The sequence below is a fragment of the Blastococcus sp. SYSU DS1021 genome (assembly GCF_054050995.1).
This window is the reverse complement of record NZ_JBJHAL010000003.1, coordinates 175,284-194,520: the sequence shown is the minus strand read 5'-3', so window position 1 is coordinate 194,520 and position 19,237 is coordinate 175,284. Positions and strand designations below refer to the sequence as shown.

The 19,237-nt window shown below is 74.6% G+C and carries 17 protein-coding genes; 7 read left to right on the top strand and 10 right to left on the bottom strand.

Going from position 1 to position 19,237, the window contains the following annotated elements; genetic code table 11:
- Positions 1–107 precede the first annotated feature (107 nt).
- Positions 108–764, top strand: a complete 657-nt coding sequence (locus tag ACI8AP_RS03760; RefSeq protein WP_456587989.1) for a TetR/AcrR family transcriptional regulator — start codon at positions 108–110, stop codon at positions 762–764.
- 2 nt (positions 765–766) lie between these two features.
- On the opposite strand, the gene ACI8AP_RS03755 is transcribed toward ACI8AP_RS03760, so the two are convergent.
- From ACI8AP_RS03755 to ACI8AP_RS03725, 7 genes are read right to left on the bottom strand one after another with little or no spacing between them, the layout of a single operon-like run.
- Positions 767–1,537: an enoyl-CoA hydratase-related protein gene (locus ACI8AP_RS03755; RefSeq protein WP_456587988.1), complete on the bottom strand. Its 771-nt coding sequence runs from the start codon at positions 1,535–1,537 to the stop codon at positions 767–769.
- Complete coding sequence (locus ACI8AP_RS03750; RefSeq protein WP_456587987.1) at positions 1,530–3,131, bottom strand: class I adenylate-forming enzyme family protein; 1,602 nt, start codon at positions 3,129–3,131, stop codon at positions 1,530–1,532. Before ACI8AP_RS03750 ends, ACI8AP_RS03755 begins: the two co-directional genes overlap by 8 nt.
- Entirely contained in the window at positions 3,121–5,169 is a 2,049-nt protein-coding gene (locus ACI8AP_RS03745) for an ATP-binding protein (RefSeq protein WP_456587986.1), read from the bottom strand. The genes ACI8AP_RS03750 and ACI8AP_RS03745 overlap by 11 nt, the downstream gene beginning before the upstream one ends.
- A complete protein-coding gene (locus tag ACI8AP_RS03740; protein ID WP_456587985.1) occupies positions 5,166–6,746 on the bottom strand; it encodes an acyl-CoA carboxylase subunit beta in 1,581 nt (526 codons plus the stop codon). The genes ACI8AP_RS03745 and ACI8AP_RS03740 overlap by 4 nt, the downstream gene beginning before the upstream one ends.
- Positions 6,743–8,518 carry an acyclic terpene utilization AtuA family protein gene (locus tag ACI8AP_RS03735; protein ID WP_456587984.1) on the bottom strand — a complete coding sequence of 592 codons (1,776 nt, stop codon included), beginning with the start codon at positions 8,516–8,518 and terminating at the stop codon, positions 6,743–6,745. Before ACI8AP_RS03735 ends, ACI8AP_RS03740 begins: the two co-directional genes overlap by 4 nt.
- A complete protein-coding gene (locus ACI8AP_RS03730; protein ID WP_456587983.1) occupies positions 8,515–9,321 on the bottom strand; it encodes a TIGR03084 family metal-binding protein in 807 nt (268 codons plus the stop codon). Before ACI8AP_RS03730 ends, ACI8AP_RS03735 begins: the two co-directional genes overlap by 4 nt.
- The gene (locus ACI8AP_RS03725) at positions 9,318–10,463 is read right to left on the bottom strand and encodes an acyl-CoA dehydrogenase family protein (RefSeq protein ID WP_456587982.1); all 1,146 of its coding nucleotides are present in this window, start codon (positions 10,461–10,463) and stop codon (positions 9,318–9,320) included. Before ACI8AP_RS03725 ends, ACI8AP_RS03730 begins: the two co-directional genes overlap by 4 nt.
- A gap of 179 nt (positions 10,464–10,642) precedes the next feature.
- Here ACI8AP_RS03725 and ACI8AP_RS03720 point away from each other — a divergent pair, with 179 nt between their 5' ends.
- The 6 genes from ACI8AP_RS03720 (at position 10,643) to ACI8AP_RS03695 (ending at position 16,813) form a co-directional block, all read left to right on the top strand.
- The gene (locus tag ACI8AP_RS03720; protein WP_456587981.1) at positions 10,643–11,665 is read left to right on the top strand and encodes an LLM class F420-dependent oxidoreductase; all 1,023 of its coding nucleotides are present in this window, start codon (positions 10,643–10,645) and stop codon (positions 11,663–11,665) included.
- A 268-nt stretch (positions 11,666–11,933) separates the two neighbouring features.
- Positions 11,934–13,520, top strand: a complete 1,587-nt coding sequence (locus ACI8AP_RS03715; protein ID WP_456587980.1) for a sodium:solute symporter family transporter — start codon at positions 11,934–11,936, stop codon at positions 13,518–13,520.
- 98 nt (positions 13,521–13,618) lie between these two features.
- Complete coding sequence (locus ACI8AP_RS03710; protein ID WP_456587979.1) at positions 13,619–13,927, top strand: hypothetical protein; 309 nt, start codon at positions 13,619–13,621, stop codon at positions 13,925–13,927.
- Positions 13,928–14,197: 270 nt separating this feature from the next.
- Positions 14,198–15,289 carry a methionine ABC transporter ATP-binding protein gene (locus tag ACI8AP_RS03705; protein WP_456587978.1) on the top strand — a complete coding sequence of 364 codons (1,092 nt, stop codon included), beginning with the start codon at positions 14,198–14,200 and terminating at the stop codon, positions 15,287–15,289.
- Positions 15,286–15,945 (top strand): methionine ABC transporter permease, encoded by a 660-nt coding sequence (locus ACI8AP_RS03700; protein ID WP_456587977.1) that lies wholly within the window; start codon positions 15,286–15,288, stop codon positions 15,943–15,945. Before ACI8AP_RS03705 ends, ACI8AP_RS03700 begins: the two co-directional genes overlap by 4 nt.
- Before the next feature lie 43 nt (positions 15,946–15,988).
- Positions 15,989–16,813, top strand: a complete 825-nt coding sequence (locus ACI8AP_RS03695; RefSeq protein ID WP_456587976.1) for a MetQ/NlpA family ABC transporter substrate-binding protein — start codon at positions 15,989–15,991, stop codon at positions 16,811–16,813.
- On the opposite strand, the gene ACI8AP_RS03690 is transcribed toward ACI8AP_RS03695, so the two are convergent.
- The 3 genes from ACI8AP_RS03690 to ACI8AP_RS03680 all read right to left on the bottom strand — a co-directional run bounded on the left by ACI8AP_RS03690 (position 16,783) and on the right by ACI8AP_RS03680 (position 19,193).
- The gene (locus tag ACI8AP_RS03690; RefSeq protein WP_456587975.1) at positions 16,783–17,877 is read right to left on the bottom strand and encodes an MsnO8 family LLM class oxidoreductase; all 1,095 of its coding nucleotides are present in this window, start codon (positions 17,875–17,877) and stop codon (positions 16,783–16,785) included. The genes ACI8AP_RS03695 and ACI8AP_RS03690 overlap by 31 nt on opposite strands.
- 117 nt (positions 17,878–17,994) lie before the next feature.
- Positions 17,995–18,879: an NmrA family NAD(P)-binding protein gene (locus ACI8AP_RS03685; RefSeq protein WP_456588023.1), complete on the bottom strand. Its 885-nt coding sequence runs from the start codon at positions 18,877–18,879 to the stop codon at positions 17,995–17,997.
- 167 nt (positions 18,880–19,046) lie between these two features.
- Entirely contained in the window at positions 19,047–19,193 is a 147-nt protein-coding gene (locus ACI8AP_RS03680; RefSeq protein WP_456588025.1) for a hypothetical protein, read from the bottom strand.
- Positions 19,194–19,237 lie beyond the last annotated feature (44 nt).

Here is a 19,237-nt window from a genome sequence, read left to right as displayed (position 1 = left end):
TGGACGACGGCCACGGCCTAGTGGGCGCCCCGGCGGGGTCGGCGGCGTGCGCCGGCTCGCGGGCGCGGTGTGGCAGGCTGCTCCGGCCCGGTTCTCTCGGAGGTGGCATGCCAGGCGCGGAGCAGGAGCAGCTGCCGGTGACCGACCGGGGCCGGCGGACGCGGGCCGCCCTGCTGCAGGCCGGACGCGAGCTGTTCGAGGAGCGCGGGTTCGCCGACGTCCGGATCGACCTGGTGGCGGAGCGGGCCGGCGTCTCGCACGGCACCTTCTACACCTGGTTCGACTCGAAGGAGTCGCTGCTCCGGGCGATCGTGGCCGTCGTCGTCGAGGACGTGTTCGCCGCGACGACCGTCGGCTCGCGGCTGCCGCCGGACGACGCGTACGGGCGGATCGAGGCGGCCAACCGGCTCTACCTCGGCGCCGTCACCCGGCACGCCCGCATCCTCCGGGTGCTCGACTCGCTGGCCGACACCCGTGAGGAGTTCCGGCGGCTGCGGGTCGACGTCCGCGAGGCCTTCGTGCGCCGCGGGATGGAGGGTCTGCTTCGGCTGCAGGAGCTGGGGCTGGCCGACCGCACCCTTCCGCCGCGGGCCACGGCCAGCGCCCTCGGCGCGATGGTCGAGTCGTTCGCGCACCTGTGGCAGGACCCCGTGGAGGACCTGGACGAGGACGCCGCCGTGGACGTCCTGACGCGGCTCTGGGCCGGGGCGATCGGCCTGCCGCCCGCCGCCTGGCCGGACGGCGGGGCCGGTCGCCCCGGCTGAGCTCAGGCGTCGAGGCCCCAGGCCGGTCGGCGCTTCTCCAGCAGCGCGGCGATGCCCTCCCGCGCCTCGGCCGAGGCGAACCGCTCGGCGGACACCTCCGCCATGCGGCGGAAGTCGTCCTGGAGGTCGGCGCCGGGCAGCTCGCGCAGCAGCCGCTTGGTGACCGCGAGCGCCTCCGGGGCGCCGCGGCCGAGCTGCTCCACGAGCTCGTCGACGGCGGCGTCGAGCCGGTCGTCGGGCACGACCCGGTCGAGCAGACCGGCCGCCCCGGCCCGGGCACCGTCGAACGGCTCGCCGGTGAGGAACAGCTCCCGCGCCGCCCGCGGGTCCATCCGCCGCAGGACGGGGACGGCGATGATCGCCGGCGCCACACCGATCCTGACCTCGCTGAACGCGAAGGTCGCCGCCGCGGGGCCCACCGCGAGGTCGCAGGCCGCGATCAGGCCGAGTCCACCGGCCCGCGCCGGCCCGTTCACCCGGGCGACCACGGGCTTGGGCCCCGTCAGGAGCAGGGTCAGCACCTCCGGCAGGCCGACCGCGCCGGGAGCCCCGCCGGCCCGCTGCTCCTTCAGGTCGGCGCCCGAGCAGAACACCGGGCCCGCCCCGGTCAGCACCACCACGCGGACGGCGGCGTCGGCCAGCGCCGCACCCAGCGCCGCGTGGAGCTGCTCGACCAGGGCACGCGAGAGCGCGTTGCGGTTGTGCGGGGAGTCCAGCGTCAGCACGGCGGCCGGCCCCCGCCGGGCGACCTGGACCAGGCGGTCGTCAGGCACGGAACTCGTCCCGCAGCTCGTGCTTCTGGATCTTCCCGGTCGCCGTCTTCGGCAGCCCGGCGCGGACCTCGATCCGCTTGGGCACCTGGAAGCCGCCCAGGTGCTGTCTGCAGTGGGCGAGCAGCCGCTCGGCCAGCGCGACCGGGTCGGTGTCCGGGTCGGCCGGCACGACCACCGCGGTCACTGCCTCGCCCCAGCGGTCGTCCGGCACCCCGATGACCGCCGCCTCGGCGATCTCGGAGGAGGCCAGCAGCACCCGCTCCACCTCCACCGAGGAGACGTTCTCGCCGCCGGTCTTCACCATGTCCTTGACCCGGTCGGTGAACCAGACGACGCCCTCGTCGTCGAGGTGGCCGACGTCGCCGCTGTGGAACCAGCCGTGCGCGAACGCGGCGGTGTTGGCGGCCGGGTTGTTCCAGTAGCCGCTCATCACGTGCGGGCCGCGGTAGACGATCTCGCCGGTCTCGCCCGCGGGCAGCAGGGCGCCGGCCGGGTCCATGATCCGGGTGTCGACGGTGACCGTGGACGGACCCCAGGACGCCGCCTTGGTCTCCTGGTGCGCCGGCCACTGGAACACCGTCGCGGGTACGCACTCGGTCTGCCCGGAGCCGAGCAGCACCTGGGCGTTGGGGAAGGCGGCGGCGATCGCGGTGATCCGCTCCTGGGGCATGGGGGCCATGGCGTAGATGCACAGCCGCACCGAGGAGAGGTCGCGGGTCCGGATCCCGGGGGAGGCCAGGAGCGCGCCGTACATCATCGGCAGCAGCATCAGGTGCGTCGCCCGCCGCTGCTCCACGACCTCGAGGAAGCCCTCCGGCTCGAACCCGCGAGGGAGCACGGCGGTGCCGCCGGTGAGCAGGATCGGCAGCAGGAGGGTGTCCAGCGCGGTCGTGTGGAACAGGGGGAGCACGATCGGCAGGACGGAGAATTCGTCCCCCCGCCGGTGGCCGGTCTGCAGCGCGTTGCTCAGCACGCCCACGTGCACCGAGAGGTGGCTGGTGAGCACGCCCTTGGGCCGGGCCGTGGTGCCCGAGGTGTAGAGGCAGTGCAGGGTGTCGCGGTCCTCGACGATCACCTGGACCGGGGTGGGGTCGGTGGCGACGTCGTCCCAGCGCCGCACGTCGCGGCCGGCGACCGACGCCGGGGCCTGGTCGCCGGTCACGATCACCGTGGTGATCTGCGGCAGCTGCGGCAGCACCGCCTCCAGCAGCGGGAGGAACGGCGGGTCGGCGACGACGGTGCGGGTGCCGGAGTCGGCGAGGATCCAGCCGATGTCCTCCGGCGCCAGCATCAGGTTCACCGGGAGCGCCACCAGCCCCGCCTTCGCGCAGCCGAAGAAGCTGGCGGCGAAGCGCCACGAGTTGCCCAGCAGGAAGGCAACGGGCTCCTGGCGGCCCACGCCGGCGTCGAGCAGGCCGCGACCGAACGCCTCGGCCGCCCCGTCGAGCCGCGCGTAGCCGATCTCCTCGTCGCCGTCGACGATCGCGGTGCGGTGGGCGAACAGCTGGGCGGTGCGGGTCAGCATGTCGCCGACCGAGAAGCGGGTCGCGAGGTTGAGCTCCAGGGGGTCGACCCCGGACAGGTCAGGACGCATGGCTGTTCCCTTCGGTCTCGGTCTGCGGTGCGGGGGGTTCGCCGACGACCGCGAGGACCGCGCCCGTCTCCACCTGCCGGCCCACGTCGGCGTGCAGGTGGGTGACCACCCCGTCGGCCGGCGCGACCACGGGGTGCTCCATCTTCATGGCCTCCAGGACCAGCACCAGCTGGCCCGCGGCGACCTGCTCGCCCTCGGCCACCGCCACCCGGACCACGGTTCCGGGCATGGCGGCGGTGAGGGATCCGGGCTGCACGGCGGCGCCCGGCTCCGGGAACCGGGGCTGCTCGACCAGCGTGCTGCCGCCCTCGGGACCGTCGACGTGCCAGCGGTCGCCGTCGGCGTGCACGTCGTAGGTGCTGCGCAGCCCGCCGAGCTCGAGGTCCAGCCGCACCCGGCCGGGGGCCGGGACCGACGTACCGAGGACTGTGAGCGGCACGGGCTCGCCGTCCACGTCGGCGGTGACGCCTGCCGAGCCGATCCGGTAGCGCACCGTGCCGGTGTCGAAGACCGTGACCTGCGGGGCCGTGGGGTTGTTGCGCCAGCCCGACGGCAGCCCGCCCAGCACCGGCGCGCCGGCCCGCCGCAGCGCCGCCCCGGCCAGCGCGGCCACGACGGCGTGCCGGCGCCGGGCGGCCTCGTCGACCAGCGGGGCGGCCAGCTGCGCCAGCCCGTGCCGGTCGAGGAACCCCGTGTCGGTCTCCCCGGCGAGGAAGGCCTCGCTGCGCAGCACGCGCACCAGCAGGTCGCGGTTGGTGGTCAGCCCGTGCAACCGCGCCCGGGCCAGCGCCCCGGCCAGCGCCAGCGCCGCCGACGACCGGTCGGGCGCCCAGGCGATGACCTTGGCCAGCATCGGGTCGTAGTGCACGCCGATCTCGCCGCCGGCCTCCACCCCGCTGTCGACCCGGATGCCGGGCCCGGCGGTGGTGCGGAAGGCGGTGTCGGCCGGGATCGCGAAGTCGGCGAGCCGCCCCGACTGCGGCAGCCAGCCGCGCGCCGGGTCCTCCGCGTAGAGCCGCACCTCGATCGCCCAGCCGGACGACGTGGCCGACACGGCCGCCGCCGGCAGCGGACGGCCGGCGGCGACGTCGAACTGCAGGCGGACCAGGTCCAGCCCGGTGACCGCCTCGGTGACCGGGTGCTCGACCTGCAGCCGGGTGTTCATCTCGAGGAAGAAGAACTCGCCCGACTCGTCGAGCAGGAACTCCACCGTGCCGGCGCCGACGTAGCCGATCGCCCGCGCGGCGGCCACCGCGGCCTCCTGCAGCCGGGCCCGGAGCTCGGGGCCGACGGCGGGGGAGGGGGCCTCCTCGACGACCTTCTGGTGCCGGCGCTGGATGGAGCACTCCCGCTCGAACAGCGCCACCGTGGTGCCGTGCCGGTCGCCGAACACCTGCACCTCGACGTGCCGCGGCCGCTCGACCAGGCGTTCGAGGAAGACGGTGCCGTCGCCGAAGGCCGAGGCCGCCTCCCGGCCGGCGCCGGCCACCGCGTCGGCCAGCTCGTCCGGCCCGCGCACGGCCCGCATGCCGCGGCCACCCCCGCCGAAGGAGGCCTTGACCAGCAGTGGGTAGCCCACCTCACCGGCGGCCTTCTCCAGGGTGTCGCCGGACAGCCCCGTGGCGTCCACGCTCGGCAGGGTCGGCACCCCGGCGCGGCTCATCAGCTCCTTCGCGGCGAGCTTGCTGCCCATGGCCTCGACGGCCTCGGGGTCGGGGCCGACGAACACCAGCCCCGCCGCCGCGACCGCACGGGCGAAGTCGGCGTTCTCGGAGAGGAAGCCGTAGCCGGGGTGGACGCAGTCGGCGCCGGCCCGCAGCGCGGCGGCCACCACGAGGTCGGCGCGCAGGTAGGTCTCGGCGGGCGTGCTGCCGGGCAGCCGGACGGAGACGTCGGCCTCGCGGACGAACGGCGCGTCGGCGTCGGCGTCGGAGTGCACCGCCACCGTGCGCAGGCCCATGGCGCGGGCGGTGGTGAAGACCCGCCGCGCGATCTCGCCCCGGTTCGCGACCAGGACGCAGCTCAGGGTGCGGCTCACAGCCGGAACACCCCCCATCCGTCGTGCAGCCCTCGGACCGGTGCGTTGGAGATCGCCGAGAGCGCCAGCCCGAGGACGGTGCGGGTGTCGCGGGGGTCGATGATGCCGTCGTCGTAGAGCCGCCCGGAGAGGAACAGGGCCAGCGACTCCGCCTCGATCTGCTGCTCCACCGCGGCGCGCATGGCGGCCGCGGCCTCCTCGTCGTAGTCGCGGCCGCGGGCCCGGGCGCTGGCCCGGCCGACGATGTCGAGCACGCCGGCGAGCTGGGCGGCGCCCATGACCGCGCTCTTGGCGTTGGGCCAGGTGAAGAGGAAGCGGGGGTCGTAGGCGCGGCCGCACATGCCGTAGTTGCCGGCGCCGTAGGAGGCGCCGATGTTGAGGGTGATGTGCGGGACCGCGCTGTTCGAGACCGCGTTGATCATCTGCGACCCGGCCTTGATGATCCCGTCCTGCTCGTACTCGGTGCCGACCATGTAGCCGGTGGTGTTCTGCAGGAACAGCAGCGGGGTGTCGGTCTGGTTGGCCAGCTGGATGAACTGCGCGGCCTTCTCGGCGTCCTGCCGGAACAGCACGCCGCGGGCGTTGGCCAGCACGCCGATCGGGTAGCCGTGGATGCTCGCCCACCCGGTGACCAGGGAGGTGCCGTACAGCGGCTTGTGCTCGTCGAAGCGGCTGCCGTCGACGATGCGGGCGAGCACGTCGCGCGGGTCCAGCGGCTGCCGCAGGTCGGCGGGCGCCAGGTCGAGCAGCTCCTCGGGGTCGTGCAGCGGGGGGTCGGCCGGGCGTGAGGGGCCCGGGCCCCGCTTGCGCCAGTTGAGGTTGCGCACGATCTGCCGGCCCAGCCGGATGGCGTCGACCTCGTCGACGGCGAGGTGGTCGGCGCTGCCGGAGACGCGGGCGTGCATCGACGCCCCGCCGAGGGACTCCTCGTCGGCCTCCTCGCCGGTGGCCATCTTCACCAGCGGCGGTCCGGCCAGGAACACCTTGCTGCGCCCGTCGATCATCACCACGTGGTCGCTCATCCCGGGGACGTAGGCGCCCCCCGCGGTGCTGTTGCCGAAGACCAGCGCGACGGTGGGGATGCCCTGGGCGGAGAGCCGGGTGAGGTTGCGGAAGCCGCGGCCGCCGGGGATGAAGATCTCCGACTGGGTGGGCAGGTCCGCACCGCCGGACTCGACCAGGCTGACGAACGGCAGCCGGTTGGTCTCGGCGATGTCGTGCGCGCGCTGCGACTTGCGCAGCGTGTACGGGTTGGAGGTGCCGCCGCGGACCGTCGGGTCGTTGGCGGAGATCATCACCTCCACGCCCTCGACGACGCCGATGCCGGTGACGGTGCTCGCGCCGACGGGGAAGTCGGTGCCCCAGGCGGCGTAGGGGGAGAGCTCCAGGAAGGGGCTGTCGCGGTCGAGCAGCAGCTCGATCCGTTCCCGCACGGTGAGCTTGCCCCGGTCGCGGTGCCGGGCCACGGCGCTCTCGCCGCCGCCGGCGTTGGCGCGGCCGCGCTCCACCTCCAGCTCGGCCAGTCGTTCCAGCAGGGCCGCGCGGTTGCTCGCGGCCCGTTCGTCCAGCATCGTCATGAGCCCACCTCCGGGGGCAGCAGCCGGGCCGGGACGTCGACCACGCGGGAGCGCAGCCACTCGCCCACGGCCTTGGCCTGGGGGTCGAACCGGGTGCCCGCGGCGACGCCGTCGCCGAGGAGACCGGGTAGCTGGAACAGCAGCGCCCGCAGGCCGGGCAGCAGCTCGCGGGTGACCGGGAGGGCGGCGGCCTCGGGGAGCAGCGCCCGCAGCCGGTCGGGGGTGAGGAACGCGGCGAGCCAGGCGTAGCCGTCGTCGGAGCGCGCGTAGACGCCCAGGGTCGCCGCCCCGCCCTTGTCGCCGCTGCGGGCACCGGCGACCCGGCCGAGCGGGACGGCCGCGGTGGTGGCGTCGCCCGCCCACGTCGGCGCGGCGACAGGGTCGGGCGGCGGCGCGCCGGGAGCCGCCGCGGGGGCCGGGGACAGCGTCTCCGTCGTCCCGTCGGGCAGGCCGACGACCTGCGGCACCTCCCCGGCCGGCACCCAGGCCGCCGAGTACACCCCGTACGGCGAGGGGCTGGGCGGCGCGGCGGTGGCGTGGAAGCCCGGGATGCTGGCCAGGCCGAGCTCGATCACCGGGACGGTGAAGCCCTTGCCCACCTTCCGGCGGTCGCAGTCCTTGACCGTGACGTGCAGCAGGGCCGCGGCCTCCTCCTGCACCGCCGCATCCGGCGAGTCGGTGCGGGCGAGCGCCACCGTGACGTCCTCGATCGCCTCGAGCGCGGGGGCGAGCTGGCGGCGCAGCAGCTCCGCCTTGCGCTCGACGTCCAGACCGGTCAGCGGCAGGGTCATGGAGTTCCGGAAGCCGCCGAGGCGGTTGACGGCCACCTTGAGCCACTGCCCGGCGGGCAGCCCGCGGGCGCCCGTGATCTCGACCCGGTCGGGGCCGGCCTGCCGCAGCCGCAGGCCGTCGAAGCGGGTGACGACGTCGGGCCCGCCGTAGGCGCTGCCGGTGAGCTCGTAGAGCAGCTGCTCGGTGACCGTCTCCACGGTGACCGCCCCGCCCGTGCCCGGGTGCTTGGTGATCACCGAGGTGCCGTCGGCGGCGATCTCGGCCAGCGGGAAGCCGATGGAGTCCAGCGCCGCGGGGTCGGCGTCGAGCAGCTCGGCGAAGAAGCTGAAGTTCCCGCCCGTCGCCTGGGCGCCGCACTCCAGGACGTGCCCGGCGACGGTGGCCCCGGCGAGCGCGTCCAGGTCGTCGGGCCCCCAGCCGTGGTGCCAGGCCGCCGGGCCGACGACGAGGCTGGCGTCGGTGACCCGGCCGGTGACGACGACGTCCGCGCCGCCCTGCAGGGCCCGGACGATCCCCCGGCACCCGAGGTAGGCGTTGGCGGTGAGGGCGTCGGGAACCTCGCCGTCCCCGGGTGGGGTGTCACCGGCGCGGAGCAGGCCGCGGTCGCGCAGGTCCGCGAGGCGGGGCAGCAGGTCGTCGCCACCGACCGTGGCCACCCGCACCGGCGTCCCGAGGCGCCGGCCGAGCTCGGTGACCGCCGCCGCGAGCCCCTGCGGGTTGAGCCCGCCCGCGTTGCTGACGATCCGGACGCCGCGCTCCAGCGCCGTGCCCAGGCACTCCTCCAGCTGGGAGAGGAAGGTGCGGGCGTACCCGGCGGCCGGGTCCTCGGCCTTCTGCCGGCCGAGGATGAGCATGGTCAGCTCGGCGAGGTAGTCGCCGGTGAGGACGTCGACCTCGCCGCCGTCCAGCATCTCGCGCATGGCGCTGTGCCGGTCGCCGTAGAAACCGGAGACGTTGGCGATGCGGAGGGGTGCGGTCACCGGGCACCGCCCAGCGGCTGCCGACCCGCGCCGGGGGGACCGGCGAAGGCCTGCGCGATCGACATCCACTCCTGCGCGGCCGGCCCGGTGACCTCCAGGGCGAGGTCGTCGCGGTGCCGGCGCTGGGTCACCAGCAGGCAGAAGTCCAGCGCCGGGCCGCGGACGGTGTCGGCGGCGTCCGCGGGCCCCCACGTCCACCGCTCGCCACCGGGCCCGGTCAGCTCCACGCGGACCGCGCGGTCGGGCACCGGCAGCCCGCGGACGGCGTAGGAGAAGGGCCGCGCGCGCACGCCGATCTCGGCGACCGAGCGCAGCCGCGGTGTGCCCGGGCGGTCCTGCCCGAGGGCGTCGACGACGTCCTGACCGTGCGCCCACGTCTCCATCAGCCGGGCGGTCACGAACGACGCCGGGCTCATCGGCGGGCCGAACCACGGCACCCGCACGCCTGGGTCGGTCGCGCGGAGGGCGGCTGCCAGCGCCTCCCGGCCGGCCCGCCAGTCGGCGAGGACCTCCGCGGGGGGCGTGTCCCGGCCCTCGGCGGTGCGCCGCTCGACGTAGTCGCCGGCTGCGTCGCCGAGCCCCTCGGCCAGGGCGGCGAACCCGGCGGGGTCGGTCACGGCCAGGAGGGCGTCCCGGTCGAAGAACCGCAGGTGGTTGATCGTGTCGCGGACGTCCCAGCCGGCCGCGGGGGTGGGCGTGCGCCACCCGGCGTCGTCGAGCGGCGCCACCCGGGCGTCGAGGTCGGCGGACTCGGCCGTGAGGTCGTCGACCAGGGCGGCCAGCAGGGCGCTGCGGTCGCTCACGCGGAGAACCCCTGCATCCGGGCGAGCACCTGCAGCATCACCTCGTCGGCGCCGCCGCCGATCGAGGCGAGCCGGCTGTCCCGGAAGAACCGGGCGGTCCAGGTCTCCTCCATGTAGCCCATGCCGCCGTGGAACTGCAGGCACGTGTCGGCCACTTCGCGCAGCAGCCGGCCGGCGGTCAGCTTGGCCACCGTGGCCTGGCGGGTGGTGTCCTCGCCGTTCAGGTAGGCCTCCGCGCACGCGTAGTTGTGCGACTGCAGCAGGTCGACCTGCGCGGCGAGCTCCGCCAGCCGGAAGGCGATGTACTGGCTGGCCAGCAGCGGCCCGCCGAAGGCCTGGCGCTGCTGGAGGTGGTCCCGGGTGCGCTCCAGCGCCATCCGGCAGCTGCCCACCGCGCCGTAGGCGGCGAACATGCGCTCCACCACGAACTGCGACATCTGCTGCTGGAAGCCGCGGCCGACCGTGCCGATGGTGTTCGACACCGGCACCCGCACGTCCTCGAAGTACAGCTCGGCGGTGTCGGACGAGCGGTTGCCCAGCTTGTCGAGCTTCCGGGAGACCGCGAAGCCGGGGACGTCGGTGGGCACGATGATCTGGCTCATCCCGCGGTGCCCGCCCTCGTCGGAGGTGCGGGCCAGCAGGCACAGCCAGTCGGCCTGGGTGCCGTTGGTGATGTACAGCTTGCTGCCGTTGATCACCCACTCGTCGCCGTCCTGCACCGCGCGGGTGCGCAGCCCGGCGACGTCGGAGCCGGCGCCGGGCTCGGTCACCGCGATGGAGCAGACGGCGGTGCCCCGGATCGCGGGCTCCAGGTAGCGGCGCTTGAGCTCGTCGCTGCCGAACTCGTGCAGGGACGGCGTCGCCATCATGGTCTGGACGCCGATCGCCATCGGCACGCCGGCGCACCCGGAACGGTGCAGCTCTTCGCACAGGATCACGCTGAACAGGTGGTCGGCGCCCTGCCCGCCGTACTCGGGGTCGTACTCCAGGCCCAGCAGGCCGAGCTCGCCGAGCTTCGGGAAGAGCTCGTGGGCCGGGAAGGTGCCCGCCGCCTCCCACTCGTCGACGTGGGGGGCGATCTCCCGGTCGACGACGTCGCGCACCAGCTTCCGGAAGGCGTGGTGCTCGTCGGTGAAGCGCATCGGAACTCCCGGTGGGAATGGCCGACGGCAGCGCCACCGGCCGAACTTGACGACGGCGTCAGGTCTATCAGCCGGGTGTGACCCGCACAACAACCCGCTGCGCTAACGTCGCGCCTCGTCGCCGGCCGCCCACGCCGGTCGACCGCCGTCGCACGGCACGCCGGACAGGAGGGGGCTCGATGAGGCTGGGGCTGTCGCTGGGGTACTGGGGGGCCGGGCCGCCGCCGGGTCAGGCCGAGCTGGTCGCCGAGGCCGAGCGCCTGGGCTTCGAGTCGGTCTGGACCGCGGAGGCGTACGGGTCCGACGCCCTCACCCCGTTGGCCTGGCTGGGCAGCGCGACCACCCGGTTGCGGCTCGGCACCTCGGTGGTGCAGATGTCCGCCCGGACGCCGACGGCCACCGCCATGGCGGCGCTGACGATGGACCACCTCTCCGGCGGGCGGTTCGTCCTGGGCCTCGGGGTCTCCGGGCCGCAGGTGGTGGAGGGCTGGTACGGCCAGCCCTATCCCAGGCCGCTCGCCCGCACCCGCGAGTACGTCGAGGTGCTGCGGCAGGTGTTCGCGCGGCAGCCCGTGCGCCACGACGGCGAGCACTACCGCATCCCTTTCCCGGGCGGCACCGGGCTGGGGAAGTCGCTGCGGCCGACCGTGCACCCGCTCCGCACCGACATCCCGGTCCTGCTGGCGGCCGAGGGGCCGAGGAACGTGGCGCTGGCCGCGGAGATCGCCGACGGCTGGATCCCGCTGTTCTACTCACCGCACGACGACGGGCACTACCGGGGGTCGCTCGCCGAGGGCTTCGCCCGCCCGGGGGCCCGCCGGGGCGCCGACGGCTTCGAGGTCGCCTGCATGGTCCAGGTGGAGGTGGCCGACGACGTCGACGCCGCGGCCGACCGCGTGCGGCCGATGCTCGCCCTCTACGTCGGCGGGATGGGTGCCCGGGGCGTGAACTTCCACTACGAGGTCTTCGCGCGCATGGGCTTCGAGGCCGAGTGCGCCCGCATCCAGGAGCTGTACCTGGCCGGCCGGAGGGACGAGGCGGCGGCGGCCGTCCCGCTGGCGATGGTGGAGAAGGTGGCGCTCGTGGGGTCGCGGGCCAAGATCGCCGACGACCTCGCGGCCTGGGAGGAGTCGCTCGTCACCACGATGCTGGTCGGTGGCTCTCCGGAGACCCTGCGCATGATGGCCGAGCTCACCGGCTGACGACGGCGCCGGGAGTTCACCTGGACACCCTCGCCCCCGACCGCTGGAGCCGTCGGCGTGCAGCGGACAACGCGATGGCGCGCCGGCGCGGACGGTGGTGGTGACCGCCCGCGAGGACCTCGAGATCCGCTGCCAGGTGGTGGCGCTGCTCGCTCCCGGCTGACCGGCCGGGCGGCGGCGCCGAGGCGACCCGGTTCCGAGTCGCGGGAGGCCCGCTCTTCCGCCAACTTGGACGGTGCGCGACGAGGCGCAGGGGGAGGGCGGTGCCATGCCGGAATTCGACCTCGCGACCGTTGACCTCGTGGTCATCGGCGCCTACGTGGTCATGATCATCGGGATCGGTTACTGGGTGTCCCGGCGGACCTCGGACTCCGACGACTACTTCCTCGCCGGCCGCGGCATGGCGTGGCCGCTCGTGGGCTTCTCGCTCATCGTCACCAACTTCTCGGGCACGCAGTTCCTGGGGCTGGCCGGAGCCGGCTACGACACCGGGATCGCGGTGTGGAACTTCGAGTGGATGGCCACGCTCGTCCTGCTGGTCTTCGCGGTGCTCATCCTGCCGATCTACCTGCAGTCGAAGATCAGCACCGTCCCGGAGTTCCTCGAACGGCGGTACGACCGGCGCTCCCGGTACGCGTTCTCCGGGTTCACGGTGCTCACGGGCATGCTCATCGACTCCGCCGGGGGCATGATCGCCGGCGCGCTGGTGCTGAACCTGCTGTTCCCCGACGTCCCGATGATCGTGCACATCGTGGCGATCGCCGTGCTGGCGGGCGTGTACGTCATCCTCGGCGGGCTGCGGGCGGTGATGATCACCGACACGATCCAGGGCGTGCTGCTGTTCCTGGCGGCCGGCATCATCTTCGTCATCGTGTTCCGGGAGTTCGACTTCCAGTGGTCGGTGTTCCCCGAGCTCGCGCCGGAGGACGGCTTCACCATCGCGCCTCCACCCGACGACGACTTCCTGCCGTGGCCGGGCATCTTCACCGGGGCGATCTGGCTCGGCTTCTACGTCTGGGTCGCCAACCACGTCGTCGTCCAGCGGGTGCTGGCGGCGAAGAACCTGGACCACGGCAGGTGGGGGGCGCTGTTCGCCGGCCTGATGCAGCTGCCGCTGCTCGTGCTGCTGATCTTCCCCGGGATCCTCGCCCGCGACGTCTTCCCCGACCTGGAGAACCCGGACCTCGCCTGGCCCTCGCTGATCTTCGAGTTCATCCCCGTCGGCCTGCGCGGGCTGATCGTCGCCGCGCTGCTCGCCGCCCTGATGTCCACCCTGGACTCGGTGCTGAACGGGGCCGCGAGCCTGGTGATCAACGACTTCGTCAAGACCCGTGACAAGGAGTACAGCGAGAAGCGGCTGCTGCTGATGAGCCGGGTGCTCGTCGGCATCTTCATGCTCATCGCGGTGGCCTGGGCGCCGGTCATCCTGCAGTTCGACACGATCGTCCAGTACTTCCAGTCGTTCCTCGGCTACGTGACGATGCCGATCGTCGTCGTCCTGCTCGGCGGCATCTTCTGGAAGCGCGCCACCGCGCCGGCCGCCTTCTGGACGCTGGTCGTCGTGGTCCCCATCGGGGTGATCGGCTTCGTCACCGGGGAGATCTTCGAGCTGTACGGCGTCCAGTTCCTGTACGCGACCGGGATCATGCTCCTCCTGAGCGTGGTCACCCTGGTGGCCATCACGCTGTCCACCGAGGCGCCGGACCGCGAGAAGATCGCCGAGGTGGTGTTCGACCGGCAGACGTGGCGCGAGGAGTCCGGGGAGCTCCGCGGCAAGCCCTGGTACAAGAACTACCGCCACCTCTCGCTCGGCCTGGCGGTGCTCACCGTCGCGGTCGTGGTGCCGTTCATCTGAGCCGTTCCGCCGACGCGCGGTCACCGGCGGGGTGCCGCGGGGTGACGAGGGCGCTGAATATGTGTAGTGGGCAGCCGAAATGGGCAGACCCCGGGGCGATGATGTACCGCGCTGCCGCTGCTGTGCCGTTCTCCGACCGGGACCGGGTGACCGCCGGGCTCCGCGGGCAGCTGCGGGTGATGGCCGCCGCCGCGGGAGCGGACCCGGACTGGTCGACGCTCCGGGTGCAGGGGCCGGCCCGACCCGTTCAGGGCCAGAACACGGAGCTGACCGAGTGGACGGCGACCGTGGTGGTCACCGGGGGAGCGGCGGCCCTCGACGACCGGTTGATCGACGCGCTCCGGCCGGGGGTTCCGCGGCGGGCGGCGGCGAGCGCCGAGGCGACGTCTCCGCTGGTCGATCACTGAACCGCACGACCATCTGGTTGAGCGTTCTCTCACATTTGCCCGCCCCGCTGGCAGCCGGCCGAGCGGCGCGGCATGCTCGACGGGTGCCGAGGAGTGTTGCGTTGACGCGTCGTCGCGCCGTCGACCTCCTGCGCACGGCGAGCCTGCTCTAGCGCGCCGCGCCGCCCACCCTTCGCGGAGACACCGCGCGCCGCCCGTCGTCGGCGCGCGCCACCGCGCCGGTCCGGGCCCCGTCCGCGCCCTGCCCCGCCGAGCCATCCAGAGGCCCCCGTGATCGAGCTGTCCGACGTCCGCAAGGTCTTCCCCGCGCGCCGGGGGGCACCCGAGGTCGTCGCCGTCGACGGCGTGAGCCTGTCGGTCGCCGACGGCGAGTTCGCCGGCGTCGTGGGCCCCAGCGGCTCCGGCAAGAGCACCCTCGCCCGGCTGGTCAACCTGCTGGAGCGGCCGACGTCGGGGCGGGTGGTCGTCGACGGTCAGCCGCTCACCGACCTCGACGCCGACGGCGTGCGGCGTGCCCGACGCACCGTCGGCATGGTGTTCCAGCACTTCAACCTGCTCGACTCCCGCACCGCCGCCGGGAACGTCGAGCACCCCCTGGAGCTCGCCGGCGTCGGCCGGGCCGACCGCCGCCGCCGGGTGGCGGAGCTGCTGGACCTGGTGGGACTGGGCGACCGGCACGCCGCCCGGCCGGCGCAGCTCTCGGGTGGCCAGAAGCAGCGCGTCGCGATCGCCCGCGCGCTGGCCGCCCGGCCGAAGGTGCTGCTCTGCGACGAGGCGACCAGCGCCCTCGATCCCGCGAGCACCACCGGTGTGCTCGACCTGCTGCGGCAGGTGCGCACCGACCTGGGCCTGACCGTTCTGCTCATCACCCACGAGATGGCGGTGGTCCGGGCGGTGTGCGACAGCGCGGTGCTCATGGACCGCGGCCGGGTCGTCGACGGCGGCCCGCTGACCGAGGTGCTGACCCGCCCCCGGTCACCGCTGGCCGCCCAGCTGCTCCCGGCCCCACCCGTCGCCGGCCGGGCCGGCGACCTGGTCCGGGTCACCGTCACCGACGCCGCACCGGAGGGCCGGGTGCTGCGCACCCTCGCCGGCGAGCTGGGGCTCGACGTCGAGGTGGTGGGCGGGTCGGTGGAGACCGTCGCCGGCCGCCGCTTCGGTCGGCTGCTGCTCTCGGTCACCGGCGACGACGGGCGGCTGGACCCCGCGCTCCAGCGCCTCCGGGACGGCGGGTCCCTGGTCGAGCGCGCCCACCCCGGCGACGAGCCGGCGGCGTGGCGGGAGCAGGAGCAGCCGGCAGCCGGGCCGCCGGACGGACCCGACGAGCCCCGATTCCTCGACGCCCCGGAGGTGCAGCGGTGAGCAACTGGGACCGGATCGCCCCGCAGCTGGCCGATGCCACGTGGGAGACGCTGTACATGGTGGGCGTGAGCACGCTGCTCACCGTGCTGCTCGGCGTCCCGCTCGGCGTGCTGCTCACCGTCACCGCACCGGGCGCGCTCTCCCCGAGCCCGGCGCTGCACCGCGTCCTCGGCCTGGTGGTCAACCTGGGCCGGTCGCTGCCGTTCATCATCCTGCTGGTGCTCGTCGCCCCGGTCACCCGGGGCATCGTGGGGACCACGATCGGGTCGACGGCGACGATCGTGCCCCTGACCATCGGCGCCGTCCCGTTCCTCGCCCGGCTGGTGGAGACCAGCCTGCGGGAGGTCGGGCACGGCAAGGTCGAGGCGACCCTGGCGATGGGCGCCCGCCGGCGCGACGTCGTCCGCACGGTGCTGCTGCCCGAGGCGCTGCCGTCGCTGGTCTCGGGCGTCACGGTCACCGTCGTCGCCCTCATCAGCTACTCGGCGATGGCCGGCGCCATCGGCGGCGGCGGCCTCGGCGACTTCGCCATCCGCTACGGCTACCAGCAGTTCCGCACCGACATCACCGTGGTCACCGTCGTCCTGCTGCTCGTGCTGGTCCAGCTGCTCCAGTGGGCCGGCGACCGCTGGGCCCGACGGCTCGCGCACGCCTGATCCTCCGCACCACCACCGACCCCTCGCTAGGAGAAACACGCACATGCTCCGCCCCACCCGGACCACCCTCGCCGCCGTCGCCTCCGCCACGCTGCTGGGCCTCACCGCCTGCGGAGGTGGGGAGGCCGAGCTGTCGGCGGCGGACGAGCCGCTGCGCGTCGGCGCCTCCCCGGTGCCGCACGCGGAGATCCTGCGGTTCGTCGACGAGGAGCTTGCCGACGACGCCGGCCTGGACCTGGAGATCGTCGAGTTCACCGACTACGTGCAGCCCAACGTCGCCCTCGACGACGGCTCGCTGGACGCCAACTACTTCCAGACGGTGCCCTACCTCGAGGAGCAGGAGGCCAGCGCCGGTTACGACTTCACCGCGCTGGAGCCGGTGCACATCGAGCCACTGGGCATCTACTCCGCCTCGCTGACCACCCTGGCCGACCTCCCCGACGGCGGTACGGTCGCGATCCCGAACGACCCGACCAACGCCGCCCGGGCCCTGCGGCTGCTCGAGGCCAACGACCTCCTCACCCTGGCCGACACGGGGGAATCCGCGCCGACGGCCCTGGACATCGAGGGCAACCCGAAGGGCCTGGAGATCCAGCAGGTCGAGGCCGCGCAGCTGCCGCGCTCGCTGGCCGACGTCGACGCCGCGGTCATCAACGGCAACTACGCTATCGACGCCGACCTCTCGCCGGCCGAGGACGCCCTCGCGCTCGAAGAGGCCGAGGGCAACCCGAACGCGAACCTGCTCGTGGTCCGCAGCGGCGACGAGGACGCCGAGCGGATCGTCGCGCTGGAGGAGCTGCTGCACTCCGCCGAGGTGCGGCAGTTCATCGAGGAGAACTACTCCGGCGCCGTCCTGCCGGCGTTCTGAGCCGACCCGTGGCGGCCCGACGGGGCGCTGCCACCTCCTGAGCCGGTGCCGGCGGGGACGCCGGCACCGGCCGTCCGGCCGAACAGGGCCGCGAGGGAGGCGTCGGAGGCGGCCAGGGCCGCCCGGTCGAAGGTGCTGCCCGCGGCCACCAGCTCGGCCGCCCCGGTGCGGTCGAGCAGTTCCGCCAGCCGGCTCTCCACCTGGGCGGGCGTGCCGGTGACCGCCGCCGCAGCCGTCTCCTCGAGGTACTGCTGCTGGCGCGGGGTGCGGTGCGCGGCGCGGACGGCGGCCACCGGCTCCAGCGCCGGGAAGGTGCCGGTGGTGCGGGCCCGGGCCATCGCCCACGCCTCGGGCAGCAGCAGGTCCGCGGCCTCCGCCGGGGTGTCGGCGACCAGCACGTCGAGGCTGATCGCGACGCGCGGCACCGGCTGCTGCCCGGAGGGCCGGAAGGTGCGCCGGTACTCGGCCAGCGCGGCCAGCCCGGGCTCGGGGTCGCCGGCCAGGCCCAGCAGCGGGCCGCCGACGATGACGGGGAGCCCCAGCTCCGCCGCGACCTGCAGCCCGCGCCCGGTCGCCAGCACGTGCAGCGGCACCGGGCCGACGGGCTGCGGGTGCAGGGTGATCTCCGCCGCGCCGGTGAGGTAGGCGCGCAGCTCGGCGAGATCGGCCGGGAAGTCCCGGTCGGCCTCCCGCAGGGCGCGGCGCACCGGCGCGGTGAACCCGGGGGAGCGGCCCAGCCCCAGGTCGACCCGGCCCGGCGCGAAGGCCGACAGGGTGGCGAACTGCTCGGCGACGACGAGCGGCTGGTGGTGCGGCAGCATCACGCCGGCCGAGCCGAGCCGGATCGTCGTCGTCCGGCCGGCGACGGCGGCCAGCACCACTGCCGGTGCGGCGCCGGCGATCCCCGGCACCCCGTGGTGCTCGGCGACCCAGAACCGCTCGAACCCGAGCTGCTCGGCGTGGACGGCGCGCGCGACGCTGCCCTGGAGCGCCGCGGCGTCGGGCTCGCCGATCCGGGTGCGGGAACGGTCGAGCAGGGACAGCCCCGGGGACGTGTCGGTCACGTCGGCGCCAGCGCTCCTCGGCCGCGAGGTGTTCCAGTGGCCGCCAGGGGCGCGCGGTCGGCAGGGACCGGCGGCGCGCCCCTCGGCACCTCGGCCGCCGTCACGCCGCTCCGGTGCTCACCCCGCGAGCGCCGGGGCCACCTGCCGGTTCACGTGCTCGTACGCCCAGGCGGCAAGCGTGCCGGGCGTCGTGGTCACCAGGCTCCGGCCGTCCTCCGGGACGAACCCGTCGCGGAGACCGGTGCTCATGCCGAGGATCGCCTCGACCTGGGGATCGGTGAGGCCCGCGGCCCGCAGCCCGGCACGGATGGCGTCGTCGGGCACGCGCTCGACGCGAACGGAGCGTCCGGTCGCCGCGGCCACGACGTCCGCGACCTGGGCCCAGCTGAGGTCCTCGGGCCCGTGGACGGCTTGGACGTGCCGCCCGGACCAGGTGGTGGACAGCAGCCGCACGGCGGCGACGTCCCCGACGTCCCGCGGGTCGACCCACGGCAGGGGCATGTCCACCGGCAGGGCGACGCGGAAGACGCCCTCGTCGAGGCCCGGGTCGAGCAGCAGGTTGGTGAAGAACATGCCGCAGCGCAGATGGGTGACCGAGGCGCCGGTGCCGTCGAGCGCCACCTCGGTGGCGGCCAGGCCGTCGATGTCCCCGACACCCGTGCGCTTCTCCGCACCGACGCTGCTCTGGAAAACCGTGCGCGTGATGCCGTTGTCGGCCACGGCGCGGGCGGCGATCCGGCCCAGCCGGCGCTGGGCCTCGATCGGGTCGTCGTCGTCGGTGGGCGGGTTGACCCAGTACAGGGCGTCGGCGCCCTCCGTCGCGCGCAGCACCACGTCGAGGTCGCGCTGGTCCCCCTCGACCGTGTCGACCAGGGCGCGGGTGGCCGGGTCGAGCCGGCCGGCGTCCCGGAGCAGCAGCGTCGGCCGCTGCCCGGCCTGCAGCAGCAGGCGCACGACGCGCGAGCCGACGGAACCGGTGGGCGTGGTGACGACGATCTTCACTGGTCCTCCTCTGCGTGCGGGAACCGCCATGGACTGCACCCGCGGGCTCGCTCCCCACCGGTGCCGCCACGACATGCTGGTGCGGGGTACCGACAAGAACGGCGCACGGCGTGGTCGCCCGTGCCGGCTCCGGGAGCCCGGCGGCGAGGACGACGCGCCGGCGGAGGTCACCACGGCACGATGCCGTCGGCGTCCAGGAAGGTGCCCGACGGCGCCTCGGCCGGCAGCGTCGCCGCGTGCATCACGACCCCGGCCGCCTGGGCGGGTGTGAGCGGCGCCTGCTCGCGGTTGCCGGGGGCCAGATCGGTCTGCACCCAGCCGGGGCAGACCGAGGTGACCGTGGCGGAGCTCGGCCAGG

Bases quoted from the DNA above. Each gene is read 5' to 3' on its own strand.
- ACI8AP_RS03760 (WP_456587989.1), top strand. From the start codon at position 108: ATGCCAGGCGCGGAGCAGGAGCAGCTGCCGGTGACCGACCGGGGCCGG.
- ACI8AP_RS03750 (WP_456587987.1), bottom strand. From the start codon at position 3,131: ATGCGTCCTGACCTGTCCGGGGTCGACCCCCTGGAGCTCAACCTCGCG.
- ACI8AP_RS03740 (WP_456587985.1), bottom strand. From the start codon at position 6,746: ATGACGATGCTGGACGAACGGGCCGCGAGCAACCGCGCGGCCCTGCTG.
- ACI8AP_RS03725 (WP_456587982.1), bottom strand. From the start codon at position 10,463: ATGCGCTTCACCGACGAGCACCACGCCTTCCGGAAGCTGGTGCGCGAC.
- ACI8AP_RS03720 (WP_456587981.1), top strand. From the start codon at position 10,643: ATGAGGCTGGGGCTGTCGCTGGGGTACTGGGGGGCCGGGCCGCCGCCG.
- ACI8AP_RS03715 (WP_456587980.1), top strand. From the start codon at position 11,934: ATGCCGGAATTCGACCTCGCGACCGTTGACCTCGTGGTCATCGGCGCC.
- ACI8AP_RS03710 (WP_456587979.1), top strand. From the start codon at position 13,619: ATGATGTACCGCGCTGCCGCTGCTGTGCCGTTCTCCGACCGGGACCGG.
- ACI8AP_RS03695 (WP_456587976.1), top strand. From the start codon at position 15,989: ATGCTCCGCCCCACCCGGACCACCCTCGCCGCCGTCGCCTCCGCCACG.